This is a genomic window from Pseudonocardia hispaniensis (assembly GCF_042658695.1).
GTDB lineage: Bacteria > Actinomycetota > Actinomycetes > Mycobacteriales > Pseudonocardiaceae > Pseudonocardia > Pseudonocardia hispaniensis.
Window position 1 is genome coordinate 23,264 of record NZ_JBHSQW010000026.1, and the last position, 23,913, is coordinate 47,176.

Annotated in this window: 22 protein-coding genes; 7 read left to right on the forward strand and 15 right to left on the reverse strand. The window is 70.6% G+C overall.

Translation table 11 applies throughout. The annotated features are described in order from the left end of the window. Window positions 1-13: 13 nt before the first annotated feature. The 8 genes from ACFQE5_RS12690 to ACFQE5_RS12725 all read right to left on the reverse strand — a co-directional run bounded on the left by ACFQE5_RS12690 (window position 14) and on the right by ACFQE5_RS12725 (window position 6,936). Window positions 14-295, reverse strand: coding sequence for a HypC/HybG/HupF family hydrogenase formation chaperone (locus ACFQE5_RS12690; protein ID WP_379585095.1), 282 nt, complete (start codon window positions 293-295; stop codon window positions 14-16). 122 nt (window positions 296-417) lie between these two features. Then, the gene (locus ACFQE5_RS12695; protein ID WP_379585096.1) at window positions 418-927 is read right to left on the reverse strand and encodes a hydrogenase maturation protease; all 510 of its coding nucleotides are present in this window, start codon (window positions 925-927) and stop codon (window positions 418-420) included. Further along, window positions 924-2,282 carry a hypothetical protein gene (locus ACFQE5_RS12700; protein ID WP_379585097.1) on the reverse strand — a complete coding sequence of 453 codons (1,359 nt, stop codon included), beginning with the start codon at window positions 2,280-2,282 and terminating at the stop codon, window positions 924-926. Before ACFQE5_RS12700 ends, ACFQE5_RS12695 begins: the two co-directional genes overlap by 4 nt. Further along, window positions 2,279-2,905 carry a DUF6084 family protein gene (locus ACFQE5_RS12705; protein ID WP_379585098.1) on the reverse strand — a complete coding sequence of 209 codons (627 nt, stop codon included), beginning with the start codon at window positions 2,903-2,905 and terminating at the stop codon, window positions 2,279-2,281. Before ACFQE5_RS12705 ends, ACFQE5_RS12700 begins: the two co-directional genes overlap by 4 nt. Before the next feature lies 1 nt (window position 2,906). Beyond that, window positions 2,907-3,521: a DUF5947 family protein gene (locus ACFQE5_RS12710; RefSeq protein WP_379585099.1), complete on the reverse strand. Its 615-nt coding sequence runs from the start codon at window positions 3,519-3,521 to the stop codon at window positions 2,907-2,909. A gap of 18 nt (window positions 3,522-3,539) precedes the next feature. Continuing rightward, window positions 3,540-4,043: a hypothetical protein gene (locus tag ACFQE5_RS12715; RefSeq protein ID WP_379585100.1), complete on the reverse strand. Its 504-nt coding sequence runs from the start codon at window positions 4,041-4,043 to the stop codon at window positions 3,540-3,542. Further along, entirely contained in the window at window positions 4,043-5,851 is a 1,809-nt protein-coding gene (locus ACFQE5_RS12720) for a nickel-dependent hydrogenase large subunit (RefSeq protein WP_379585101.1), read from the reverse strand. Before ACFQE5_RS12720 ends, ACFQE5_RS12715 begins: the two co-directional genes overlap by 1 nt. A 14-nt stretch (window positions 5,852-5,865) precedes the next feature. Continuing rightward, a complete protein-coding gene (locus tag ACFQE5_RS12725; RefSeq protein WP_379585102.1) occupies window positions 5,866-6,936 on the reverse strand; it encodes an NADH-quinone oxidoreductase subunit B family protein in 1,071 nt (356 codons plus the stop codon). Window positions 6,937-7,172: 236 nt separating this feature from the next. On the opposite strand from ACFQE5_RS12725, the gene ACFQE5_RS12730 reads away from it, so the two are divergent. The 3 genes from ACFQE5_RS12730 to ACFQE5_RS12740 all read left to right on the forward strand — a co-directional run bounded on the left by ACFQE5_RS12730 (window position 7,173) and on the right by ACFQE5_RS12740 (window position 8,441). Next, on the forward strand, window positions 7,173-7,820 hold the full coding sequence (locus tag ACFQE5_RS12730; RefSeq protein ID WP_379585103.1) for a DUF5134 domain-containing protein: 648 nt from the start codon (window positions 7,173-7,175) through the stop codon (window positions 7,818-7,820). A 94-nt stretch (window positions 7,821-7,914) separates the two neighbouring features. Next, on the forward strand, window positions 7,915-8,175 hold the full coding sequence (locus ACFQE5_RS12735; protein WP_379585104.1) for a hypothetical protein: 261 nt from the start codon (window positions 7,915-7,917) through the stop codon (window positions 8,173-8,175). Continuing rightward, window positions 8,172-8,441, forward strand: a complete 270-nt coding sequence (locus ACFQE5_RS12740) for a hypothetical protein (RefSeq protein WP_379585105.1) — start codon at window positions 8,172-8,174, stop codon at window positions 8,439-8,441. The genes ACFQE5_RS12735 and ACFQE5_RS12740 overlap by 4 nt, the downstream gene beginning before the upstream one ends. Window positions 8,442-8,482: 41 nt before the next feature. Here ACFQE5_RS12740 and ACFQE5_RS12745 read toward each other — a convergent pair whose 3' ends face one another. Then, window positions 8,483-8,980, reverse strand: a complete 498-nt coding sequence (locus ACFQE5_RS12745) for a VOC family protein (protein WP_379585106.1) — start codon at window positions 8,978-8,980, stop codon at window positions 8,483-8,485. Window positions 8,981-9,029: 49 nt separating this feature from the next. Between ACFQE5_RS12745 and ACFQE5_RS12750 the strand changes: the two genes are divergently transcribed. The 4 genes from ACFQE5_RS12750 to ACFQE5_RS12765 all read left to right on the forward strand — a co-directional run bounded on the left by ACFQE5_RS12750 (window position 9,030) and on the right by ACFQE5_RS12765 (window position 13,914). Next, window positions 9,030-9,728 (forward strand): TetR/AcrR family transcriptional regulator, encoded by a 699-nt coding sequence (locus tag ACFQE5_RS12750; RefSeq protein ID WP_379585107.1) that lies wholly within the window; start codon window positions 9,030-9,032, stop codon window positions 9,726-9,728. A 102-nt stretch (window positions 9,729-9,830) separates the two neighbouring features. Further along, entirely contained in the window at window positions 9,831-12,563 is a 2,733-nt protein-coding gene (locus ACFQE5_RS12755; protein WP_379585108.1) for an FtsK/SpoIIIE domain-containing protein, read from the forward strand. Further along, on the forward strand, window positions 12,560-12,934 hold the full coding sequence (locus ACFQE5_RS12760; protein ID WP_379585109.1) for a hypothetical protein: 375 nt from the start codon (window positions 12,560-12,562) through the stop codon (window positions 12,932-12,934). The genes ACFQE5_RS12755 and ACFQE5_RS12760 overlap by 4 nt, the downstream gene beginning before the upstream one ends. Window positions 12,935-13,086: 152 nt before the next feature. After that, window positions 13,087-13,914 carry a hypothetical protein gene (locus tag ACFQE5_RS12765; RefSeq protein WP_379585110.1) on the forward strand — a complete coding sequence of 276 codons (828 nt, stop codon included), beginning with the start codon at window positions 13,087-13,089 and terminating at the stop codon, window positions 13,912-13,914. An 88-nt stretch (window positions 13,915-14,002) separates the two neighbouring features. Here ACFQE5_RS12765 and ACFQE5_RS12770 read toward each other — a convergent pair whose 3' ends face one another. The 6 genes from ACFQE5_RS12770 to ACFQE5_RS12795 all read right to left on the reverse strand — a co-directional run bounded on the left by ACFQE5_RS12770 (window position 14,003) and on the right by ACFQE5_RS12795 (window position 23,795). Beyond that, entirely contained in the window at window positions 14,003-14,203 is a 201-nt protein-coding gene (locus tag ACFQE5_RS12770) for a DUF6104 family protein (protein WP_379585111.1), read from the reverse strand. Window positions 14,204-14,214: 11 nt separating this feature from the next. Beyond that, the gene (locus tag ACFQE5_RS12775; RefSeq protein ID WP_379585112.1) at window positions 14,215-17,976 is read right to left on the reverse strand and encodes a multifunctional oxoglutarate decarboxylase/oxoglutarate dehydrogenase thiamine pyrophosphate-binding subunit/dihydrolipoyllysine-residue succinyltransferase subunit; all 3,762 of its coding nucleotides are present in this window, start codon (window positions 17,974-17,976) and stop codon (window positions 14,215-14,217) included. 102 nt (window positions 17,977-18,078) lie between these two features. Continuing rightward, window positions 18,079-19,110 carry an LLM class F420-dependent oxidoreductase gene (locus ACFQE5_RS12780; protein ID WP_379585113.1) on the reverse strand — a complete coding sequence of 344 codons (1,032 nt, stop codon included), beginning with the start codon at window positions 19,108-19,110 and terminating at the stop codon, window positions 18,079-18,081. 42 nt (window positions 19,111-19,152) lie between these two features. Continuing rightward, on the reverse strand, window positions 19,153-19,977 hold the full coding sequence (locus ACFQE5_RS12785; protein ID WP_379585114.1) for a DUF427 domain-containing protein: 825 nt from the start codon (window positions 19,975-19,977) through the stop codon (window positions 19,153-19,155). Beyond that, a complete protein-coding gene (locus ACFQE5_RS12790; protein ID WP_379585115.1) occupies window positions 19,977-22,106 on the reverse strand; it encodes a molybdopterin-containing oxidoreductase family protein in 2,130 nt (709 codons plus the stop codon). The genes ACFQE5_RS12785 and ACFQE5_RS12790 overlap by 1 nt, the downstream gene beginning before the upstream one ends. 132 nt (window positions 22,107-22,238) lie before the next feature. Further along, window positions 22,239-23,795 (reverse strand): long-chain-fatty-acid--CoA ligase, encoded by a 1,557-nt coding sequence (locus ACFQE5_RS12795; protein ID WP_379585116.1) that lies wholly within the window; start codon window positions 23,793-23,795, stop codon window positions 22,239-22,241. Window positions 23,796-23,913: the final 118 nt, after the last annotated feature.

The window sequence follows — 23,913 nt, forward strand, 5'->3', positions numbered from 1 at the left end:
ACAACGCCCTCCTCTACGTGATGTCGGACGCGGCGAGCGCGCGAAGCTCGTCGGTGTAGGCGTCGCCGACTCCGGTCAGCCACTCCAGCGACGCCTTGGCCTCGGCCTCGTCGATCTTGGAGAGGGCGAAACCGACGTGGATGAGGACCCAGTCGCCGGGGCGCAGGTCGGTCACGCCCTCCTCGCGCAGCAGGCCGATGTTCACCGCCCGCTGCACGCCCTCGACGCTGACCATCGCCAGGTCTTCGTGGTCGGCCATCAGCTCGACCACCTCACCGGGAATTCCCAGGCACATCGCGGCGACCTCCTACATCCGGCGGATCTCGCGGTAGCGGGCGATCTCGTCGCGGGACAGCATGACCAGCACGGCGGCGACCGCGACGACGGCGAGCAGGACGATCAGGACCAGCTTGCGGATCATGAGCGGGCTCCTTCCGGGACGTCGAGCAGCAGGTTGATCAACTCGTCGACGGCCCTCATCGCGGGCTCGACGGCGGCGGCCACCGGGGCGGACAGGCCCATCCCCTCGTGCAGGACCGCGGGTTCGCAGCCGACGACGAGGACGCGCCGCAGCGGCGGATCGATCTCGTTGGCGGCGGCGAGGTCGTGCAGCAGCCCGAGCACGACATCCGGGCTCATGGCGTGGCCGTCGAGGGCGGGACCCGCGGTCTCGGGTGACGCGTCGAAGGTGTGTTCGAGGCGGTAGACGGTGCCCGGCGGCCCGTCGCGGTGCACGGCGTCGATCAGGATCAGGCCCTGGTAGCCCTCGAGGAGCTGGTATGCCAGGTGCACGCCGCGGATGCCGACGTCGACGACCTCGACCCCGGCCGGGAACCCGCCGCGGACCCGGAGCCGGCGCGCCACCTCCACGCCGAAGCCATCGTCGGACAGGAACAGGTTGCCGACACCCGCCACCAGCACGTTCACGGCGTCACCTCCAGCTCCTCGGGCCGGAAGTAGCGGAAGCGGCCGTGGCTGATCTGCAGGTCGGCGGCCGGGTCGTCGTCGAGTGAGACGGCCACGTGCACGGTCCCGTCGATGTCGTGCACGACGGCCTGGACGGTCGCGCGCATCCCGGCCAGGAACGCGTCCTGCGCGTCGCACCCACGCCCCGGCCGCAGCACCACCGAGCTGCCCTTGGCCACCGGAACGCCGCTGACCAGCACGGAGTCGGTATCCGGGTCGACCGAGTCCTCGGCGTCGGGATCCCACCACGGCACGCTCTGCGGGGGCGGAGCCGCCGGGCCGTCGGCGCCGAACCCGGACGCGCCGGCGGGACCCATCGACCGGATGGCGCCGTGCAGCCGCTCCAGGATCTCCGCGGGCAGCGCGCCGACGGCGTCCACGATCGCGGCGGCGCGCGGGTCGGTCGCCCTCGCCTCGGCCTTCTCGGCGTCGGTGAGCACCATCGTGCGCAGCGTGAGCAGCTCGTCGTTCTCGGTGCCGTCGAACAGTTCGACGGTGCTCTCCGGGGCGAGCCGCGGATGGTCGGGAAGGATGATCGGCGAGGAGAGCAGCAGGTCGGACCGCTCCGGTGGGCCGGCCAGAACCGGCCAGGTGTGCAGGTTCTCGCATTCCGCGGCGTACGGCGCCGCCCACTGCGGTGGATCGGTGAGGGACAGGAACGCTCCGGGCTCGACGGCGAGCAGGGTGTGGGTACCGATCAACGAGGTGCGCAGGGCCTGCGTGCGCGACATCTCGGACGAGCAGCCGGCGTCGTTGTGCACCTCGACCCGAAGCCGCAGCACCCCGTAGGGACCCGGGAGCTCCTCCGCGCGCACCGCGACCGTGCCGGCCAGCGGCCAGCAGGTGCGGACCAGCCGCCCGGCGGGAGCGCCGCCGGGATGGGTGAGGTGCTCGTCGGTCCGCGAGCCCGGGACCCGGATCGGGACGCTCGCGCCGGTCAGCAACTCGGCCACCGGCAGCACCGCGTCGACCTGCCGGGGCACACCTTCCTCCCAGCTCAGGTGCCGGGTCCCGGCGACGTCCAGTTCGTCGACCTGCCGGCCGAGCGCGTCGAGCACCGTCCGTTGCTGCAGGTGCAGGAACCGGATCCGCAGATGCACCCGGGTGTCGTCGCCGCGCGGCTCGAGGAGGCACTCGGTCCGGTTCGACGAGACCTCGCCGGCCTGGGCGCCGTGGCCCCGTGGGACCAGGACGCCCCACTGCCAGCGGATCTGGTTCTTCTGCGCCGAGGCCCGGTACGGATACAGCAGGTAACCCTCGAACAACACGGCGTCCGCGACCGCCGCGATCTCGGTGAGTGCCTCGTCGATCGTCATCGGTGCGCCACCTTGAGCAGTCGCTCGATCGTCTCGTCCCAGGTCGGGACGGCCTGCGCCGAGCGGTAGGCCAGCAGCGCGTCGATCGTCTCGCGGCGCAGCCGGACCCAGCCGCAGCCGGGGAAATGCTCGTCCATCGCGGCCCGCCACACCGTCACGGGCAGCCGGTGCTCGGCCTCCTCGTGCCACGGCACGAGCCCGACCTGCACTCCGGTGTCCCCGGCGTAGAACAGGGTCCCGGAGAACAACAGCAGCAGGGGGACCTCGCCCTCCTCGAGGGCATGGAAGTACGTTCCCGCCGCGACGTCGAGGTCGTAGGTGAGCGGGACGTTCAGCGGCACCGTCGTCGACCCGGTGAACGACGGCAGCATCACCCCGACCGTCGCGAGCTGCAGCGGGTTGAGCGTGTCGCCCCAGCGGTGCGTCGCACCGAACAGATCGGCGAGCTTGTCGGTCTCGGTGCGGGTGTAACGGCGCCGGCGCGGATCGATCCGGATCTGCACCCGCAGCGACGCCGTATGCACCCGGCGGCCGCTGATCTCGGTGACCCGCAGGTCCAGTTGCAGGCTCGGTCCGGCGGCGTAGGGCTCGGGGCGCGACCCGGTGCAGGCGAACCGGAGCATGTCAGGCCTTTCGTTCCACGGTCTGGGCCCGCTCTCGGAGTTCGCCGACGTAGTCGTCGATGGCTTTCCAGGCCTCGGTCCCACCGTCGAAGCCGCGCCAGTGGGTCCGGACGAGCCCGACGAGCCGGTAGCACGCGTCGATCGGCAGGAGCAGGCACTCGGGTGGATCGCGGCGCACGAGCAGCGCCTCGACGTCGGGGCGAAGCTCACCGGCCAGGGCGCTCGCCCCGATCCCCGAGTCCCAGGCCGCCAACTCCAGTTCGCTCTCGGTGGCCCCCGCGGGGCTCGGATAGCAGGCGACGACGGTGCCTCGCGGCGAGTTGTGCAGGAAGAACGCCATGGCGACCGGGATCTGCAGCGCCTCCCACTCGGCGTCGGTGACGGCGAAGTCCGGGTCGACGAGGTGCCGGTCGGGGACCCGGCGGTACTTGCCCCCGCCCGCGCCCGGGTTGTCGAACAGGAACCCGCACGGCACGCAGGCACAGAGCATCCGGCGCTCGTCGATCTGGACCAGGTGCGGGTGCTCGGCCGGGATCGGGGTCGAGCACAGCTCACAGCGCTCGACCGGCGGGGACGGGTCGCCGCCGGTGACGAGGAAGCGGCGCAACCCGGTCACTGGGTGCGCTCCTTCGCCTCACCGGGGGCCACGGCGCACCCCGATCTGGAGCAGGGGTGGGCCACGGTCGGCCTCGACGAACGCGACGCCGGCCGCGTCGGGCGCCGCCGCCACGATCTCCTCCTCCACGATCTGCCGGACGGTCGTGGCCCCGCAGCCGCTCGCCGACAGCGTCACCCGCACCGTGCCGTCGGGATCGATGCCGAGCAGGTCGGCGTCGCCGGCGTGCGAGCCGAGCTTGCGTTTGGCGACCGTCATCGCGTGCTCGACGCGCGTCCGCATCGCGACGGGGTGCAGCTCATGCAGTGCGAGCAGCCCCCCGACCAGCGGGTCGGCGGCGAGCCGATGCACGATGGGCTCGCCGCCCGCCGCCCGCGCGATCGCGACGACCTGCTCGAGTCCCGCCCCGTAGAACCGCATCAGAAGCCGGACCAGCTCCTCGCCGGCCCGCGGCTCGGTCATCGCGGAGAGCACGGACTCGATCTGCCGCGCGACCTCCTGGGGATCCGACTGATCGGTCATCAGATGAGGTTGAGTGCGCCGGGGGAATGCATCTTGTGCAGCGGTTTGCCGTTGCCGAGGTACATGTGGACCCCGCAGGGCAGGCACGGGTCGAAGCTGCGGACCGCGCGCATGATGTCGATGCCCTTGAAGTTCTCGGGCTGGTTCTCCTCGAAGATCGGCGTGTTCTGAACGGCGTCCTCGTACGGGCCGGGAGTGCCGAACGTGTCGCGGACGCTGCCGTTCCACGGGGTTGGTGGGTACGGGTGGTAGTTGGCGATCTTGCCCCCGCGGATCACCATATGGTGGGACAGCACCCCGCGCACCGCCTCGGTGAACCCGCAGCTGATCGCCTCGTCGGGGACGGTGAACCGTTCCCAGGTCTTGGAGTTACCGTTGCGCACCTCGGCGAGCGCCTGCTCCACGAAGTGCACCGCGGCGGCCGCGGAGTAGGCCTGGAAGTAGGTCCGGGCCCGGTTGCGCTCGATCGCATTGGACAGCGGGCGGCCCTGTTTGTCGGTCGGCGGCGTCCATTCGTACGTGGTCTCGGGCCGCAGCGCGGTGCGCGGAAGGTTGATCTGCACGCTGCGGCCGGTGGACCGCACGTAGCCGCAGTCGACCAGGCCGGCCAGGGCCGTGGCCCACAACCGGGCGAGCGGTCCGCCGCCGGTGTCCAGCGGCAGGTGGTCCTTGCCGTCGTACCAGCGCGGGGACATCGTCCAGCTGTACTTGTCGTCGAAGTCGCGCTTCTGGGGCGCCGGGATCGTGTGCTGGTTCCAGGGGTGGCGCTTGTCCACCGGGTTGCCCAGCGGATCGTGAGTCACGAACGTCTCCTGGTCCGCCCAGTCGCGGTAGAAGGAGTGTCCGAGCAGGATCCGGATGCCCAGGTTGATCTCGACGAGGTCGGTGGTGACCAGCTTGCCGTCGACGACGATGCCCGGGGTCACGAACATCCGCCGGCCCCAGTCGGTCATGTTCCGGTAGGTGAAGTCGCAGGCCTCGGGGTCGTTGAGCGAGCCCCAGCAGCCCAGCAGCACCCGGCGGCGTCCGACCTCCTCGTAGCCGGGCAACGCCTCGTACATGAAGTCGAACAGGTCGTCGTGCATCGGCACGCACCGCTTGAGGAACTCCACGTACCGCATCAGCCGGGTGTAGTAGTCGGTGAACAGCTGGTGGGTCGCGTGGGTCCCGACGCCGCCCGGGTAGAGGGTCGACGGGTGCACGTGACGGCCCTCCATCAGGCAGAACATCTCGCGCGTGTACCGGCTGACCTGCAGCGCCTCCCGGTAGAACTCCCCACTGAACGGGTTGAGCGCGCGCATGATGTCGCCGACGGTCCGGTAGCCGTGGTCGGCGGCGTGCGCGGCCTCGGTGCGGTTGGCCAGCTCCAGCACTCCGGGGTTGGTCTCCGAAATCATCTTTTCGCAGTAGTCCACCCCGACCAGGTTCTCCTGGAAGATGTTGTGGTCGAACATGTACTCGGCGGCCTCACCGAGGTTGATGATCCACTCGCCGAGGTGGGGCGGGCGGACCCCGTAGGCCATGTTCTGGTTGTAGACCGAGCAGGTCGCGTGGTTGTCGCCGCAGATGCCGCAGATGCGGCTGGTGATGAAATGGGCGTCGCGGGGGTCCTTGCCCTTCATGAAGATCGAGTAGCCGCGGAAGATCGACGACGTGCTGTGGCATTCGGCGACCCGCTTGTTCGCAAAGTCGATCTTGGCGTAGATGCCGAGGCTCCCCACGATCCGGGTGATCGGGTCCCAGGCCATCTCGATGAGGCCGGTCTTGTCCGATGTGGGCGCGGCGTGGCGGGGCTGCGTGGTGGTCATGGCGTTCGGGCTCCTTACCAGGCCTTGCTGTAGCCGGTGGTCAGCTCGCGGCCCTTGTGGCGCCACTTGGGCTCGGCGTCGAGCTTGCGTTCGGTGATCTTGCGAAGCCTGCGGATGACTCCGCCGTAGGTCTTGCTCGCCGCCCCGGAGACCAGGCTGCCCGGCGGGGTGTCCATGAACGGCATGAACTTGTCCGGGAAGCCGGGCATCGTGCACCCGATGCAGATGCCCCCGACGTTCGGGCAGCCGCCGACGCCGTTGAGCCACCCGCGCTTCGGCACGTTGCACTTCACCACCGGGCCCCAGCAGCCCAGCTTGACCAGGCACTGCGGTTGGCCGTAGTCGGTGGCGAACTCGCCCTGCTCGTAGTAGCCGCCCCGGTCGCACCCCTCGTGGACCGTGGCACCGAACAGCCACTTCGGCCGCAGCGCGTCGTCGAGTGGAATCATCGGCGCGGCCCCGGCGGCCTGGTAGAGCAGGTAGAGGATCGTCTCGGACAGGTTGTCGGGATGGGTCGGGCACCCGGGCACACAGACGATCGGGATGCCGGCCTTCGACTTCCACCCCCAGCCCAGATAGTCCGGAACGCCCATCGCGCCGGTCGGGTTGCCGGCCATCGCGTGGATGCCGCCGTAGGTGGCGCACGTCCCGGCCGCCAGGACGGCCAGCGCCTTCGGCGCGAGCCGGTCGAGCCATTCGCTGGTGGTCATCGGTTGGCCGGTCTCGGGGTTGTTGCCGAAGCCACACCAATAGCCTTCGGGTTTGATCGCCTCATTGGGGATCGACCCCTCGACCACCAGAACGAATGGCTCCAGCTCGCCCCGGTCGGCTTTGAAGAACCACTCGATGAACGTGTCGGCCCCCTGGTCCGGGCCGCATTCGAAGTCGATCAACGGCCAGTGCACCGCGATCTTGGGTAATCCGGGCAGAGCGCCGAGTGCGATCTCCTCGATGCTCGGCTGGGTGGCGGCGGTGAGCGCGACGGAGTCACCGTCGCAGCTCAGACCCGCATTGATCCACAGAACGTGCACCACGCCCTCGTTGGACTCCTGCTGAGTGGCGGGCTGGGCTGTCGATGCTGACATCTCCTCGCTCCCCACGCGCTGACAACAGCGCCACCGGTGACTGGAGATCACTGTTCTAATCGGGTGGGGTGGATGGGGTAAGTGATTGGCTCCGCTAGGTGGTTCCGGGTGGGTCCGCCGTGCCCCCACTGTCCGGGGTGAGGGGGCCCTACCCCCGCACCGTATGGAGCTGAGCTGCTGCGTTCCCTTACCTTTGGGCGGATCGGTGGATCCACCGAACGGGCGAGGAGGACGAGGTGCAGCTCGTGTGGCTCGATGCGGTCCTCGCCCTCGGCTGCCTGCTTCTCGGGCTGTTCCACCTGGCCCGGATGCTCGGCGGCGGCTTCGGATCGACCACCACCGGAGGAGGCCCCCTGGGATCGAGTCCGGTCGCCGAGGCTTCGCACGCCGCGATGGGATTCGGGATGGCGGCCATGTTCTCCCCGCTGGGCGATCCGGTACCCGCACCGGTCTGGACCGGGATCTTCGCGCTGACCGCCGTCTGGTTCGCCGGGCTGGCGCTGCGGTGCGGGCTGGGCACCTGCGACGCCGGCCACCACGTCGTGAGTAGCGGGGCGATGCTGTTCATGCTGTTCGCCGGGGCGCATGAGCACGGGGGCGGGCCGGGCCCCGCGGTGGCCACGGGTGTGCTCGGGCTGGTGTCGGCCGTGGCGATCGTGCTGACCGGCTACTTCGGCTGGCACGGGCTGCGCTGCGGGGAGCGGGTCCTCGTCGCTCGCCGCGCGGCCGCCCGCCGTCGTCGCGCGATCCGGACCGGGGCAGGCTCGAACCGGGTCGCCGTCCGCCGGTCTCGGTCGGCGGGGCTACACGCGCCGCAGTCGGCGGCGTTCGGCCACCTGGCCATGACCGTCGCGATGATCCTCATGCTGTTGCCCATGGTCTGACCGGAGCCGGTCGTGACCCCGGCGGGGGAGAAAGCGCTGGGGCGCTAGATTCCCGCCGGCACGATCACGACGAGGAAGCGGAGGCAGACCCGCCATGGCGAGCATCGAAGAGGTCCGGTCCGGGATCGCGCTGGCCAACGACAAGGCCTCGGAGAGCCTGGGGGCCCTGCAACAGGCCCAGACCTGCATCGAGCAGGCCCAAGCCGCGCTGCAACAGGTCACCGAGGGCAGCGGGCAGGCCGATGTGGACCAGGCCAACGCCGCCTTCGCCGAAGCCGCCCGCAGCATCGCGGAGGTACAGCAGGCGGTCGCGGCGGCGATCCAGGAGTCCGAAGGCATCGCGAACCGCCTGTGAGCGCGTCCTACGAACCGACCTCGCTGGCCGGCGTCAAGGTCGTGCTCGCCGACGTCGCCGAGTTGACCCGAACAGCCCACCGGCACGTCGAGCTGGCCATGTCCCGGCTCGCGGAGGCGACCGCCCACCTGGCCGAGCTCGGGCGCCAGCATCACGAGCCGCTGGTCCCTGCGGGCCTGCTCCGCGCCGAGGCCGAGCTGGAGCACGGGCTGCAGCTGCTCGCCGTCGCGGCCACCGCGGTGGCGGACATCGACGCACGTCTCTGACCCCTGTGAGTGCGTAACAGTGTTAGAACACTGTTACGCACTCACAGGGGGAGGTGAGCTGGGGATCCTTGCTCCTGGCGCTCCGCGCTCTCCCGGGGGTCGTGGATGGTCGTGACGCCGTCGGTCCCGAGCTCGGTGTGGAGGTCCACCGTGTAGAAGCGGATCTCGTGCCCGTCCGGGTCGTGCAGCAGCGGCAGCACCCAGCCGGCCGACGCGCGATGCACCCCCGCATGCGTCTCGCCCAGCTCGGTCAGCCGCGCGGCGAGCGTGTCGAGGGCCGCCTTGTCGCGGACCCCGATGGCGAAGTAGTCGAAGCCGGCCGCCGCCTCGGCGCGGGCCGGGTCCAGCCGCAGCCCGAGATGGGGGCCCCCGCGGGGATGACGCAGCACGTAACCCATGAGCCGGCCGCCCTCGACGAACTCGACCGCGAGCTCGAAGCCCAGCCGGCTGGCGTACCAGTCGCGGGACCGGCCCAGCTCGCGGACCGGCAGCTTGACGTGATGGACCCCGGCCAGCTCGGGAACCGATGCGTTGCTCATCTCCGCCTCCAGTGCAGTCCAACTGCATCTTGCAGTTAGACTGCAACTTATGCCCGCGGACGTCAACACCCCGGACGGCAGCCGGCCACGCGGCCGGCAGGTGGCCCGGACCGAGGAGCGGATCATCGAGGCCGCGACCCGGATGTTCGTCGCCGACGGCTACGTGGCCACGACGCTGGCCGCGGTCGCCGAGGCCGCCGGGGTGGGGGAGCGCACCGTCTACTCCCGGTTCGGGTCCAAGGCCGCCCTGTTGAAACGGGTCGTCGACGTGGCCATCGTCGGCGACACCGAAAAGATCGACGTGCTGGGCCGGGACTGGATGCGGACGGCGCTGACCGCGCCGACCGCGATCGAACGCATCGACGCCCTCGCCGCGGCCAGCCGGCAGATCATGGGCCGCGCGGGCGCGCTGTTCGCGGTCGCCCAGCAGGCCGCCGCGATCGAACCGCTCATCGCCGAGCAGTGGCAGCAGGGCCGGGAACAGAGCCGGCACGCCCAGCGTGTGGTGTGGACCCGGATGGCGGCCGACGGCCTGCTCGCCGACGCCGCGGACCTCGATCGGCTGATCGACACCGCCAGCGTGCTCACCGCCGCCGAGACCTACCTGCTCATCACCCGAATGGTCGGCTGGCAGCTCGACGCCTACGAGACGTGGATCCGCGACACCCTCACCCGGCTGATCGACGGCCCCGGCATCCCCGGCCCCGGACCGGTGGGCCGCGCCGCGACGCGACCGACCGGAGGCTAGATTCCCGCTGGCGGCACCGCTACGACAGCCGGGAGGCAGACCCGTCATGGCCAGCATCGACGATGTCCGGGCGGCCGGGATCGCCGGTGGCACCCGCCGCTGATGGCGAAACGGGCCCGGCGCGACCGGATCACGGCCGCCTTCGACGAGTTCCACGCGGCGGTCGGCGCCGCGCTCAGCGCCGCGGCGCGGCTGCGGGACAGCGTCGCGCAGGCCCGTGCCGAGACGATCGCCGAGATGTGGCTGCGCGCCGACGGGATCGACGCCGCCCGAGCCGATCCGGGGCTGCAGGCCGTCTTCGCCAACCCGCGTCTGGCGGGGACCGTCGCCCGCGTTCAGGCCGACCGGGCGGCCGCGTTCGACGAGTGGCTCGCGACCGGCCCGGAGCGGTTGGCGGGCCTGCTCGACGAGGTCGCCCCCGGTTCGGCCGGCCGGGACCCGGTGGAGTGGCTCGGCCAGGTCGGGAAGGTCGACGGCGCCGGGCCGGTGCCTCAGCTGTGGCGGATCGGGACCGGCGGCGTCGGGTCCGCCGAATGCGGCTTCCCGGTCGGTGTCCCGCTGCTGGACGAGTCGCATCTGCAGATCACCTCGACGCACGACACCCGCGCCGCCGCCGAGACGCTGGTCGAGACGCTGCTCATCCGCGTCGCGAGCTACTTCCGGCCCGGACTCGTGCAGGTGCACGTGTGGGACGTCGGGCAGTTCACCGGGGCGCTGCCCGGGCTGTACCCGCTCACCCGCACCGGGCTGCTGACCGTGCACGATCCCGGCCGGCTGGAGCACCTGCTCGCGGAGCTCTCGGACCGGATCCGGCGGGTGCATACCCGGGTGCTCGTCGACGGACATCCGTCGCTGCGGGCGCTGGCCGGGACGACGGGTGTGCGCAGCGAGCCATGGGTCCTCGCCGTGCTGGCCGGCAACCGGGCGGCCCTGAAGGAGGACGATCATCGTCAGCTCCAGCGGGTCATGCGCGGCGGCCTCGCCTGCGGCATCCAGCTCGTGCTGCTCGATGTGCCGATGACCGTCGGGGCGCCCGTGGAGACCGTGCGCCTGCGTGACGACGGCACCGCGGTGACGTCGATGACCGGCCCGCACGTCACGGTCCGGCCCGATCCGCCGTTGTCCGGCGAGGCAGTGGCCAGGGCCTGCCACGCGATCGCCGACGAGCACGAACGCTGGCGAACTCGCGTCGGCACGTTCGCCGACCTGCTGCCACCGCCCGAGCAGCGGGGCCGGTTCAGCTCGGTGGCCGGCCTGCACGCTCCCGTCGGGTTCGCCGACGGCATCCCGGTCGAGCTGGCACTCGCCGACACGTCGCCGCATGCGCTGGTCGGCGGGCCGAGTGGTTCGGGCAAGACGAACCTGCTGCTCGCCATGATCAGCTCGATGGCCGCCCGGTACGACCCGGACGAGCTCGAGCTGTACCTGCTCGACTTCAAGGAGGGCGTGTCGTTCGCGCAGTTCGCTCCGGGGCGCCGCGATACGACATGGCTCCCGCACGCGCGGCTGATCGGCGTCAACATCAATACCGACCGAGAGTTCGGGCTCGCGCTGCTGCAGTTCCTCGCCGAGGAGATGCGCCGCCGCGCCGAGGCGGCCAAGGCCTGTGAGGTGACGAAGCTCGAGGAGCTGCGCGCGGCCGATCCGGACGGTCGCTGGCCGCGGATCGTCGCGGTGATCGACGAGTTCCAGTACCTGTTCGCCGAGCGTGACGCCGTCACTCGGCAGGCGACCCAACTGCTGGAGGATGTCGCGCGGCGCGGCCGATCCCAAGGCATTCATCTGGTGCTGGCCAGCCAGGACGTGTCGGGCATCGAGGCGTTCTGGGGGCGACCCGCGATCTTCGAACAGTTCGTCCTGCGGATCGCGTTGCCCCGCGCGCGCCGGGTGCTCGCCGACCTCAACGCCGCGGCGCTCGACCTGCCGCGCTGGCACGCCGTGCTCAACCACGAGTCCGGCATTGCGCATGGCAACGAGATCGTGCGCATCCCCGACGCCACCGGCAAGGGGTCGGTCGACGAGGTGCAGCGGACCCTGTACGAGAACCATGCGGCGGGCCGGGCGCAGCCCCGGCTCTTCGACGGCAGCCGGGCACCTCGCCTCGCCGAGCTGGCGGTGGGCCTTCGTCCGGGCGACGGCCCGCCGAGCGCACTGGTCGGCCAGCGCATCGACGTCGCAGGCAGCGCCGCCGCAGTGCGCCTGCCCGCGGCGCCGGGGCGCAACCTCGGGGTGATCGGTGCGGGCGAACCGGACGCCGTGCGGGTGCTGGGCGCCGCCGCGGAATCGCTGGGGCTGCAGTATCCGCCGGGGGCCGCCGGGTTCGTGCTGGCGCCGCTGGTGGCCGAGGCCGCCGGGCCTGCCGCCGCGCTGGCTGAGCGGCTCGTCGCGGCCGGGCACACGCCGGAGACGGTGCGGCTCGACACGCTGCGCGCCAGGGTGGAGGCGCTCGCGGCCGAGGTGACGGCCCGGCGGTCCAGCGGCGAACGGCGTCCGCTGCATCTGGTCCTGTATGCCGCGGATGCGGCGGACATCGTGCTCGAGCGCGCCGGGACCGACGCGCTGCGGCAGGTGTTGCGGTTCGGGCCGGAGACCGACGTCCATGTGCTCGGCTGGTGGCGGAGCGCGCAGCGGCTGAAGGCGTTGCTGACCATGGCTGCGTCGGCCGACGACCTCGGCGCCTGGGTCGGCCTGGACGTCCAGGGCAGCGAGCTGGGCGCCCTCGCACCCGGGATGCTGGTGAGCTGGTCGCCGCGGCCCGGTCGCGCGCTGCTGTTCGACCGTGCCCAGCACTCCCGCCCGGAGGTTGTGATCGTGCCGTCGCTGGAGGGGTCGTGAGTGCGGCTCGCGAGTACCGGGACGTCGTCGCCGGGATCACCGCGGCTGTCGACGCGTTGCGCGAGCGCGACCGGGAGCGTTTCACCGCCCTGGCCCGGCGCCTCGTCGAGCTGGACGCGGCGATGGTTCGCGCCGAGGAGCGCGCCGCGTTGTCCCGGCTCGGCGTGGACCTGCACTGGGAAGCGGCGTTGAAGGCGCTCTGGGCGGAGTCGTGGATGACGTTGCGTCCGATGCCGACTCCGGATAGGGACGGTCCGGCCCCGGCGGACCCGTCCGCCCTGGACGCTCTGGACACTGTAGTCGCCCAGCGTTACGAGGAACTGCAGGACGCCGTCCGCAGGCGGGGCTTTCGCCTCCCCCGCCGTCGCTGACCTCGACGCCGCGGCCGTCACTCGCGTTATGGAGCCACAACGCGCTTCCGGCGGGCCCTTACTCGCGTTATGGAGCCATAGCGTGCTTCTGGCTGAGATCTGGGAACGTCGTGGCTCCATGATGTGGATCGGGACGGCGCATTGAACGTGGTATGGAGCCAGGATGCAACCGGCGTTCAACGACTCTGTGGATAACTGCGCGAAACCGCGATTCAGAAGCAGGTGCGGCGCCAATCGTGCATCGCCGTTCGACGCGCTCGGGTTTTCTCGTGCATGGTGCGCCGGTGGATATGTCCTCGTTTCCCGCCTTCCGCGGCTCAGAAGCGGTCGCGGCCGGCCTGCTGACCGCCGGCCAGCTTCGCGGCCCGCGATTTCGTCCGCTGTTTCGCAACGTCTATACCACGGCCGACCGGAATGTGACCCACGAACTGCGCTGCCGGGCGGCCACGCTGGCGCTCCCCGACGGTGCGGTGATCACCGGGCGGTCGGCCGCCACCGTCCGGGGCGTCCGCCTCTGCTGGCCGGATGACGACGTCCAGGTGGTCGCACCGCTGGGGATGCGACTTGCCCGTCGGACGGGCCTGCGCATCCGACGCACCGAACTCACCGGCGGCGAGTGGGACGACTGGGCGAACGGCAGGCTGGCGAGCCCGCTGCGAACGGCGTTGGACCTGCTGCTCGCGCGGCCGCTACCGGACGCCGTCGCTGATCTCGACGCAGTACTGCGGGCGGATCTGGTCGGCCGACGTCGCAGCGTCAAGATCGCTCGTACCGATCTTGCGTTCCCCGCCGAAAAGGTGGCCGTCGAGTACGACGGGGATTGGCGAGATGGCGAACTCTGGGCCCTCAACCGAGACCGGGATCGACTCAATCGCGTTCACAACGCAGGTTGGGCCGTGGTGTTCATCACCGCGCCGCTGTTACGAAACAAGGAACAACTGCTCGCAGCGGTTCGCTCGGCCCTCGCCCGTCGCCGATGACCGCATCATGGCTCCAGCACGCGCCGAGGCAGCGCCCCCGGATCGCGTGGTGGCTCCATAATGCGGGTAATGGCGCGCGGTGGCCGCGTCATGGCTCCATAATGTCCAGGGTTTCGTCGAGACCGGTGTCGTCGCGCGCGAGAAAGCTGGCCACTCGCTCGACGGCGTCCTCGAACTCGGGATGAAGGTCCACGAACGCCCGCAGCCGGTCGGCCACCCACCCCCACGTGACCTGCTCGTCACCCCGCCGTTCGGCGAGCTCCTCGATTCCACGGTCGGTGAAGTACATAGCCCGTAGTTCTAGCTCAAGGCCTTGTCGATCACTTCGGCCTGCTCCACCTCATGGACCTTCGAGGAGCCCGGGGCGGGGGCGGCCATCCGGCGGCGGGAGACCCGGGTGAGGCGGGAGAGCCGCCCGGGCAGCCGCTCCGGCAACTCCAGGCCGAAGTAGGGCCAGACACCCTGGTTGGACGGCTCCTCCTGGACCCAGCGGATATCGGTGACGTCCGGGTAGCGCTCGAGCACCTCGGCGATCTGCCGCTCCGGCAGCGGGTAGAGCTGCTCGACGCGCACGAGCGCGGTGTCGGTGATGCCACGACTCTCCCGCGCCGCGGCCAGCTCCCAGTAGATCTTGCCGCTGCACAGCAGCAGCTTACGGACGCCGGTCGGGTGGTCGGTGTCGCGGTAGCGCGGGTCGTCGATGACGCTGCGGAACCGCCCGCCGGTGAAGTCGTCGAGCGACGAGACGACCTGCTTGGCCCGCAGCATCCACTTCGGGGTGAACACCACCAGCGGCCTGCGCACTCCGTCGAGGGCGTGCCGGCGCAGCAGATGGAAGTAGTTCGCGGGCTCCGAGGGCAGCGCGACCGTCATCGACCGCTCGGCGCACAGCTGCAGGAACCGCTCGATCCGGCCCGACGAGTGGTCCGGGCCCTGACCCTCGAGTCCGTGCGGGAGCAGCAGAACGACATCCGCCAGCTGACCCCACTTCGCCTCGCCGGAGGAGACGAACTCGTCGATGATCGACTGCGCGCCGTTGACGAAGTCGCCGAACTGCGCCTCCCACAGCACCAGGGCGTCCGGGTTGGCCACCGAGTATCCGTACTCGAAGCCGAGCGCGGCGAACTCCGACAGCGCAGAGTCGTAGGGCAGGAAGCGGCCGGGGCCCTCGGCCAGGTTGCGCAGCGGGTAGTACTCCTCGCCCGTCTTGCGGTCGATGATCACCGAGTGTCGCTGCACGAAGGTGCCGCGGCGGGAGTCCTGTCCGGAAAGGCGGACGAGCTTGCCCTGCATCACCAGCGAACCCATCGCGATGAGTTCGGCGAAGGCCCAGTCGATCTTGCCTTCCCGGGACATCGTGTGGCGGCGCTGCAGCACCGGCTTGACGCGCTGGTGGACGGTGAACCCGTCGGGCAGGTTGACGTGCGCGTCCCCGATGCGGTGGATGACCTCAAGGGGGATCGCGGTGTCCAGGTCGCTGGGCGCCAGCTGCTCCTGCTCGACCGACGGCGAGGCGGCCGGCGGCGTGCGTTCCAGCTCGCGGACCTCCTCGAAGACGTGCTCGAGCTGGCTGGAGAAGTCGCGGAGCGCGTGCTCGGCCTCCTCCACGTTGATGTCCCCGCGGCCGATCAGCGACTCGGTGTAGATCTTCCGGACGCTGCGCTTGGCGTCGATGATGTCGTACATCGCCGGCTGGGTCATCGACGGGTCGTCGCCCTCGTTGTGGCCGCGGCGCCGGTAGCAGATCATGTCGATGACGACGTCGTTGTTCCACCGCTGGCGGTAGTCGACCGCAAGCTTGGCCACCCAGACGCACGCCTCCGGGTCGTCACCGTTCACGTGGAAGACGGGGGCGCCGATCATCTTCGCCACATCGGTGGAGTACTGCGACGAGCGGGAGTGTTCGGGTGCCGTGGTGAAGCCGACCTGGTTGTTGATGACGACGTGCACGGTGCCGCCGGTGCGGTAGCCGCGCAGCAGCGCGAGGTTCAGGGTCTCGGCCACGACACCCTGCCCGGCGAAGGCCGCGTCACCGTGCAACAGCAGCGGCAGCACGGTGAAGCCACCCTCACCCTTGTCGAGCAGGTCTTGCTTGGCGCGGACGATCCCCTCCAGCACCGGGTCGACGGCCTCGAGATGCGAGGGGTTCGCGGTCAGCGACACGACGGTCTCGCCGTCGCCGAACATCCGGAAGTACTTGCCCTCGGCACCGAGGTGGTACTTCACGTCACCGGAGCCGTGCGCCTGGGCGGGGTCGAGGTTGCCCTCGAACTCCCGGAAGATCTGGCTGATCGGCTTGCCGACGATGTTGGCCAGCACGTTGAGCCGTCCACGGTGTGGCATGCCGATGACGACCTCGTCGAGCTCGTACTCGGCCGCCTTGTCGAGCACCGCGTCGAGCAGCGGGATGACGGTCTCGCCGCCCTCCAGCGAAAACCGCTTCTGCCCGACGTACTTGGTCTGCAGGAAGGTCTCGAACGCCTCCGCGGCGTTGAGCTTGGACAGGATGTACTTCTGCTCGGCCACCTGTGGCTTGGCGCGCTGAACCTCGATGCGGTCCTGCAGCCAGGCCCGCTGCGCCGGGTCCGAGATGTGCATGTACTCGGTGCCGATCGTGCGGCAGTAGGCGTCCCGCAGCACCCCGAGGACGTCGCGCAGCTTCATATGCGCCTCGCCGGCGAAACCGCCGACGGCGAACTCGCGATCGAGGTCCCACAGGGTGAGGCCGTGCGAGAGCACGTCGAGGTCGGGGTGGCGGCGCTGGCGGTAGTTCAGTGGGTCGGTGTCGGCCATCAGATGGCCGCGGGTCCGGTAGGACTCGATCAGCTCCAGTACCCGGGCGGTCTTGTCGACGGCGCCTTCCGGGATGTCCTGCACCCAGCGCACGGGTTCGTACGGGACCCGGAGCGAGGCGAAGATCTCGTCGTAGAAGCCGTCGGTCCCGAGTAGCAGCTGGTGCACCCGGCGCAGGAAGTCGCCCGACTCGGCACCTTGGATGATCCGGTGGTCGTAGGTCGAGGTCAGTGTGATGATCTTGCTGACGCCGATCTCGGCGAGCCGTTCCTCGCTGGCCCCCTGGAACTCGGCCGGGTACTCCATCGCGCCGACGCCGATGATCGCGCCCTGGCCCTGCATCAGCCTCGGCACGCTGTGGTTGGTGCCCAGCGTGCCGGGGTTGGTGAGGCTGATCGTGGTGCCCGCGAAGTCGTCGGCGGTCAGCTTGCCGCCCCGCGCCTTGCGCACGATGTCCTCGTAGGCCGACCAGAACCGGGCGAACGACATCGACTCGCAGCCCTTGATCGACGCGACGACGAGCGAGCGCTGCCCGTCGCGTCCCGGCAGGTCGATGGCCAGCCCGAGGTTGACGTGCTCGGGCTGCACGACCGAGGGCCTGCCGTCGGTCTCGGCGAAGTGCCGGTTCATGACCGGGAAGTCGGCCAGCGCCTTCACGACCGCGTAACCGATGAGGTGGGTGAAGGAGATCTTGCCGCCCCGGGTGCGCTCCAGCTGGTTGTTGATGACGACCCGGTTGTCGGCGAGCAGCTTCGCGGGCACGGCGCGCACGCTGGTCGCGGTCGGCACCGTCAGCGACGCGTTCATGTTCTTGACGACGGCGCTCGCCGCGCCCCGCAGCGGGGTGACCGCGCCGCTGTCCGGCCTGGGGGCGGGCTTGGCGGCGGCCTTGGAGGTGGTGCCCGCGGCCGGCTTACCGGCGTCGGGCACCAGGGCTGCGGCGGTCGAGGAGACCGCGGACGCGCCGTCGATCCGGGCGGCGGCGCGGGGCGCGGTCGCCGGGGCGTCCCGGCCGCCGCGGTCGGTGACCCGCCGCTGCTCGGTCGGCCCAGCGGGCTCGGGCGTGGGTGCGTCGGACACCCCCCGGGTTGGCTCGATGTCTTCGGCGACACCGTTGCCCGGGCTCTGTGGCCGGTAGTCGGCGAAGAAGTCGTGCCAGGCGGGGTCTACCGCCGCAGGGTCGTCGAGGAACCGCTGGTACATCTCCTCGACGAGCCACTCGTTGGGTCCGAACTGGCTCGCCTCACCGGATGTACTACTGCTGGACACGCTCTCAACCGCCTTGATCGCTTGCTCGTCGGGGCCGGGACCGCTGTCAGGTTAGTCCCGTGCCGCAGACCGGGCAGCAGCGCGCGGCAGGTCCGCCGACAGTCAGGAGATCCACTCCTTGACCTGGGCGAATACCTTCGGCTCTTCCCGGCTGACCGGATTGATGTGCAGATGCGTCACTCCTGCCATCTGCAGTGCGGCGATTCGCTCCCGGACATACGACGGCGGACCGATGAGTGTGACGTTGTCGATGAACTCGTCCGGCAGCGCTGCGGCGGCCTCCTCCTTCTTGCCGTCAAGATACAGGTCCTGCACGGTCCGCGCGGCGTCCTCGTAGCCCTGCCGGGCGAAGATCGTGTTGTAGAAGTTGCGTCCCCGCGCCCCCATCCCACCGACGTAGAGCGCGTACATTCCCCGGGCGAGCCGACGGGCGGGTTCGAACATCTCCTCCTCGATGGCCAGGATGCCGCCACCGGTGATCTGCAGTGGGCCGAGCTCGGGTGCCCGTTTGGCAAGCCCGGCGTCGAGGGCGGGCCCGAACACCTCGCGGACCTTCTCCGGCATGAGCACGTGCGGCAGCCAGCCGTGGGCGAGCTGCGCGGTCATCTCGACATTGCGGTCGCCCAGCGCGGCCACCCAGATCGGGATGTCGGGGCGGAGGGGATGGTTGATGAGCTTGAGCGGTTTGCCGAGGCCGGTGCCCTGGCCTTCGGGCAGCGGGATCGGGTAGAGGCCCTCGTTGGTGACCCGCTCGCGCCGCCACACCTTCCGGCAGACCTCGATGATCTCCCGGGTCCGGGCGATGGGCTTGTCGTAGGGCACGCCGTGGAACCCCTCGATGACCTGCGGGCCGGAGGCGCCCAGTCCGAGGATCATCCGTCCGCCGGAGAGAGCGTCGAGGCTGGCGGCGGTCATCGCCGTCAGCGTGGGGGTGCGCGTGTAGATCGGCAGAATGCCCGACCCGATCTCCACGCGCTCCGTCTTCGCCGCCAGATATCCCATCATGGAGACGGCGTCGTAGCTGTAGGCCTCGGCGATCCAGGCGACGTCCAGCCCGGCGTTCTCGAGGGCGATCACGCGCTCGACGCCGGCGAGGGGGTCGTCGCTGTACTGGACTTGGGTCGACAGCTTCATGCTTCGGGGTCTAACGCAGGGTTACTCGCCAGTCAAGTGACGTCACGACCACGGGGAGATGTCGCGTTGCTGCGGCACCCCGTCGAGGACGACGTCGACCCGCTCGGTGAAGAAGGAGACCAGGTCCTTGATCTGCACGGCGTCGGGCAGCGGATCGGGATAGGTCCACGCAACGTCGGGCAGGTCGTCCAGCGACCAGTAGGAGGCCACGCCCTTGTAGGCGCAGGACGTCACGCGGTCGCTGCGGCGCAACAGGTCCGTCGCGACATCCTCGGCGGGCAGGTAGTACCGCACCGGCAGGTGCGTCTCGAACAGCAGCGACGGCCGGGTGCTCTCCGCGAGCACCCGGCCGCGGTGCTCGATCCGGACCCGGCGGGAGCTGCGCCGCACGTCGATCCGGTGGAACGGGTCGCGGGGATGGCTGAGGACCTGCTCGTCCTCCTCGAACCAGGGGCCGAAGGCGGCGAAGTCCAGCACCACGTACCCGTCGAGGTCGGGATCGGCGGGCCGGAACGCCGAGCCGGGACGTTCCTGGTCGCCGAGGCGGACGGTGAGCACCTCGCCCGCGCTGGTGTGCACCCCGAACCCGGTGGCCGGGGTGAGCACCTGCTGCCCGCCGGAACCCAGCGGTACCGGGCCGGGGCCGTGCCGGTCTCCCGCGCCGGGGGCCGCGACCAGGTCCCCCCGGACGTCGGCGGCGGGCACCGCGTACTGCGGGACCACCCGCTGCGGCTCCCACACCAGCAACGCGCGGGTGCTGTCGAGCGCGGTCGCACCGTCCAGCTCCGCCCGGATCCGCTTCGCCGTGGGCTCGTAGCGCAGGCCGTCGAGCCCGGCGAGGAACCGGCGCGCCATCCGGGTGGCCATCAGCAGGCCTCGATCTCCACCCGGGTGTCGGAGAACGTCGGCGCGTTACCCAGGTCGGCGAAGACGAACGGGTTCACCGCGTTGACCGTGGAGTGGTCCTTGGTGTTCTTGGGCCAGGCGCCCATCGGCGACAGCACCGTGCCGGGCGCGATCTCGTCGGTGACCCTGGCCAGCGCGACGAACTGGCCGCGGTCGTTGAACACCCGCGCGTACTGCCCGTCGGCGATGCCGCGCTCGGCCGCGTCCCGCGGATGGATCGTCACCACGGGTTCGCCCTGCACCCGCCGCTGCGCCGGCTGGTCGGCGGCGCTGGAGTTGAGATAGGCGTGCGACTTGGGCGAGACGAGATTGAGCCGGTAGCCGGTGTCGGCGGTCTCCCGGGGCGGCACGTAGTGCGGGAGCGGGTCGACGACGCCGCCGGGCTGGAACTCGTTCGAACCCTGCCGGAACAGCGGGATGACGAAGTTGCCCGCCTCGGCCGCGACCGAGGACCGGAACTCCGTCTTGCCCGACGGGGTCGGGAAGTTGCCCTCGGCGTGCGGGGCGTACTCGTCGGCCGAGGGCAGGTTCAACCGGGCCCAGCCGGTCTCCCGCAGCGACTCGACCGTGATGCCCTGCATCACCGGGGACGACCAGTCGAAGGCCTCGGCGATCAGTTCCTCGTCGGTGCGCCGGAAGCAGGGTTCGGTGAAGCCCATCCTGGCGGCGAGCCTGCGGAACAGCTCGGTGTTGGAGACCGCCTCGCCCAGCGGGGCGATCGCCGGGGTGTTCAGCGAGACGTAGAAATGGCCCCAGCTGAACATGATGTCGGGCTGCTCGAGCTGGGTCGTGGCCGGCAGCACGAGGTCGGCGTAGCGCGCGGTGTCGGTGAGGAAGTGGTCGCTGACCACGGTGAACAGGTCCTCCCGGGCCAGTCCGGCGGCCACCTTGGCCTGCTCGGGGCACACCACCATCGGGTTGGAGTTGTAGACCATCAGCGCCGTGATCGGGGGGTCCAGCCCCAGCTCCCCGGTCAGCGCCCGGCCCAGCAGGAACTGGTTGACCACCCGGGTACCCGGGGTGGCCAGCTCCGGATGCATGAGGGCACCCCAGTTCACCGGGAACGCCCACAGCGGCAGCTGCAACAGCCCGCCGCCCACCCGACGCCAGGCCCCGACCAGGGCCGGCAGGCAGGCGATCGAGCGGACGGTCTGCCCGCCGCCCGCGTGCCGCTCGATCGCCACCCCGATCCGGATCATCGACGGTTGGGTGGTGGCGTACTCGCGGGCCAGCGTGCGGATGTCCGCGGCCGGGATCCCGGTCTCGGTCTCCGCCCACTCCGGGGTGTACCGCCGCACCCGCTCGACGAGCTCGTCGTAGCCGACCGTGTGGTCGCGGACGTAGCCGTCGTCGGTCAGGCCCTCCTCGATGATGACGTGCATCATGGCCAGCGCGAGCGCGCCGTCGGTGCCGGCCCGGATCGGGAGGTGCCAGTCGGCCCGCCGGGCCGTCTGGTGCCGCACCGGGTCGATCACCACGACCTTCGCGCCGCGGCGCTGGGCCTCGGCCACGAACGGCCACAGGTGCAGGTTGGTGGAGATCATGTTGCAGGCCCAGATGATGATGTAGCGAGAGTGCACGAGGCTCTCCGGGTCGACGCCCGCGGTGGCGCCGATCGTCATCGTGTAGGCGGTGCAGGCCCCGGAGTCGCAGTAGGTGCGCTCGGCGATCGTCGCCCCGAGCTTGTTGAAGAACGGGTCGCCCACGTTCAGCCCGTTGAGGATGCCCTCGGTGCCCAGGTAGCTGACCGGCATGATCGCCTCGGGCCCGTGCTCGGCGATCGTCGCCCGGAACCGGGAGGCGATCTCGTCCAGCGCGTCGTCCCAGGAGATCCGCGTGAACCGGCCGCTGCCCTTGGGACCGGTGCGCCGCAGCGGGTGGAGCACGCGGTCCGGGCTGTAGACCTTGTCGACGTAGTTGTTGACCTTGACGCAGAGTCCGCCGCGGGTGAACGGGTGCTCGGGGTCGCCGCGCACCTCGGTGGCCCGGCCGTCGGCGACCGTGACCAGCATCGCGCAGGTGTCCGGGCAGTCGTGCGGGCAGGCGGCGCGCACGGTCGTGGTGACGGGAAGGGCCTCGGTCGCGGTCATCAGATCTCCCGGCAGGTCTGCGGGGTGCCGCCATGGGCCGGTGCCGAGCGGGACCGGGGTTCGTATCGGCGGGCTTCTGCGCATTGTGCGCCGTCCAGGGACGGCTGCCTAGACCCGAGCGTGCGGGTTGGCTCAGACGATCGTGCGGTCCCGGCCCGCCCAGTACGGCTTGCGCAGCTCCTTCTTCAGGACCTTGCCGGTGGGGTTGCGCGGCAGCTCGTCGACGACCGCGACGGCTCTCGGGCATTTGAACGAGGCGAGGTGCTCGCGGCCGTAGGCGAGCAGTGCGTTCTCGTCGATACTCGCACCGGGGGCGGCCACGACGACCGCCATCGGCACCTCGCCCCAGTGGTCGTCGGGCACCCCGATCACCGCCACGTCGGCGACGCTCGGGTGCTCGGCGAACACCCGCTCGATCTCGGCGGGGTAGATGTTCTCCCCGCCACTGATGATCATGTCCTTGATCCGGTCGGTGACGTAGACGTAGCCGTCCGCGTCCAGGTATCCGCCGTCGCCGGAACGCAGCCAGCCGTCCGGGGTGATCGTCTCGGCCGTCGCCTCGGGCTTGCCCCAGTAGCCACTCATGAGTTGCTGGGTGCGGACCCAGATCTCCCCGGGCGCACCGGTGGACACCGGCTCGCCGGTCGCGGGGTCGCGGATCTCGATCTCGACGCCGTGGATCGGGGTGCCGGCCGAGACCAGCCGGTGTTCGGCCGCCGGGTTCTCGTGGTCCGCCGGGCCGAGCGAGCTCACCACACCCGCCGCCTCGGTCATGCCGTAGACCTGGTGCAGCCGTCCGGGGAACAGCGTCAGACAGGCGCGCATCACCGGCAGCGGCATCGGGGAGGCGCCGTAGGACAGCGCGCGCAGCGCCGAGAAGTCACGCTGGTCGACGCCGGGAACCTGGGTGATCGCCGCCAGCAGCGCGGGCACCAGGAAGGTGTGGGTGATGCGCTCGCGTTCCACCATGTCCAGCACCGCGACCGGGTCGGGCGTCCGCAGCATCACCATCCGGGCCCCGACGTGGATCGCGACCAGCGCGTAGCTCGTCCCACCGACGTGGAACAGGGGCATCGCGACCTGCACCGCGTCGTCGTCGCCCAGCACGAAGTCCGTGGCCACATTGGCCGAATGCGCGAGGATTCCCCGGTGGGTGAGCATCGCGCCCTTGGGGAACCCGGTGGTGCCCGAGGTGTAGAGCTGGACGAAGCAGTCATCCGGACGGGCGGGGTGGACGGCGATGTCGGGGTCGTGGGCGGTCAGTAGCGGCTCGTACTCGTCGGCGTCCCCGCCGATGCGCAGCACCCGCTCGACGCACGGCAGCTTGTCGCGGATCTGTGCGGCGGCGGCGGTGAACTCCGGGCCGACGAAGAGGATCTTCGCCTTCGCGTCGTTGATCACGTAGACGATCTCGGGCGGCGCCAGCCGGAAGTTCACGATCGCGTTCGCCGCCCCGATCCGGGCGCAGGCCAGTGTCAGCTCCAGGCACGACGGGTGGTTGAGATCGAGCACGGCGATCCGATCGCCGGGGCCGATGCCGTTGGCACGCAACGCGGCGGCGGCTCGACGCACGCGCTGTGCCAACTGTTGCCACGTCCAGCTCGATCCTTCGAAGCGAAGCGCCTCGACATCGGGCCGCTCGCGTTCCCACCGCGAGATCAGGTCGGAGACCGTGGACGGGACAGGCATGGTGGCTCCCGGTGATGTGGCGGAGAACACATGGTCGTCATTGCGGATGCTAGCCCGGCTCGAGGGGGTACGGATCCGGCGAACGCACCCAGAACGAGGCATCTGTGGCATTGCCGAC

Excerpts from the sequence above, each read along its gene's own strand:
- ACFQE5_RS12690 (WP_379585095.1), bottom strand. The coding sequence starts at position 295 with ATGTGCCTGGGAATTCCCGGTGAGGTGGTCGAGCTGATGGCCGACCAC.
- ACFQE5_RS12700 (WP_379585097.1), bottom strand. The coding sequence starts at position 2,282 with ATGACGATCGACGAGGCACTCACCGAGATCGCGGCGGTCGCGGACGCC.
- ACFQE5_RS12705 (WP_379585098.1), bottom strand. The coding sequence starts at position 2,905 with ATGCTCCGGTTCGCCTGCACCGGGTCGCGCCCCGAGCCCTACGCCGCC.
- ACFQE5_RS12715 (WP_379585100.1), bottom strand. The coding sequence starts at position 4,043 with ATGACCGATCAGTCGGATCCCCAGGAGGTCGCGCGGCAGATCGAGTCC.
- ACFQE5_RS12720 (WP_379585101.1), bottom strand. The coding sequence starts at position 5,851 with ATGACCACCACGCAGCCCCGCCACGCCGCGCCCACATCGGACAAGACC.
- ACFQE5_RS12725 (WP_379585102.1), bottom strand. The coding sequence starts at position 6,936 with ATGTCAGCATCGACAGCCCAGCCCGCCACTCAGCAGGAGTCCAACGAG.
- ACFQE5_RS12735 (WP_379585104.1), top strand. The coding sequence starts at position 7,915 with ATGGCGAGCATCGAAGAGGTCCGGTCCGGGATCGCGCTGGCCAACGAC.
- ACFQE5_RS12745 (WP_379585106.1), bottom strand. The coding sequence starts at position 8,980 with ATGAGCAACGCATCGGTTCCCGAGCTGGCCGGGGTCCATCACGTCAAG.
- ACFQE5_RS12750 (WP_379585107.1), top strand. The coding sequence starts at position 9,030 with ATGCCCGCGGACGTCAACACCCCGGACGGCAGCCGGCCACGCGGCCGG.
- ACFQE5_RS12755 (WP_379585108.1), top strand. The coding sequence starts at position 9,831 with ATGGCGAAACGGGCCCGGCGCGACCGGATCACGGCCGCCTTCGACGAG.
- ACFQE5_RS12765 (WP_379585110.1), top strand. The coding sequence starts at position 13,087 with ATGGAGCCAGGATGCAACCGGCGTTCAACGACTCTGTGGATAACTGCG.
- ACFQE5_RS12770 (WP_379585111.1), bottom strand. The coding sequence starts at position 14,203 with ATGTACTTCACCGACCGTGGAATCGAGGAGCTCGCCGAACGGCGGGGT.
- ACFQE5_RS12780 (WP_379585113.1), bottom strand. The coding sequence starts at position 19,110 with ATGAAGCTGTCGACCCAAGTCCAGTACAGCGACGACCCCCTCGCCGGC.
- ACFQE5_RS12785 (WP_379585114.1), bottom strand. The coding sequence starts at position 19,977 with ATGGCCACCCGGATGGCGCGCCGGTTCCTCGCCGGGCTCGACGGCCTG.
- ACFQE5_RS12790 (WP_379585115.1), bottom strand. The coding sequence starts at position 22,106 with ATGACCGCGACCGAGGCCCTTCCCGTCACCACGACCGTGCGCGCCGCC.
- ACFQE5_RS12795 (WP_379585116.1), bottom strand. The coding sequence starts at position 23,795 with ATGCCTGTCCCGTCCACGGTCTCCGACCTGATCTCGCGGTGGGAACGC.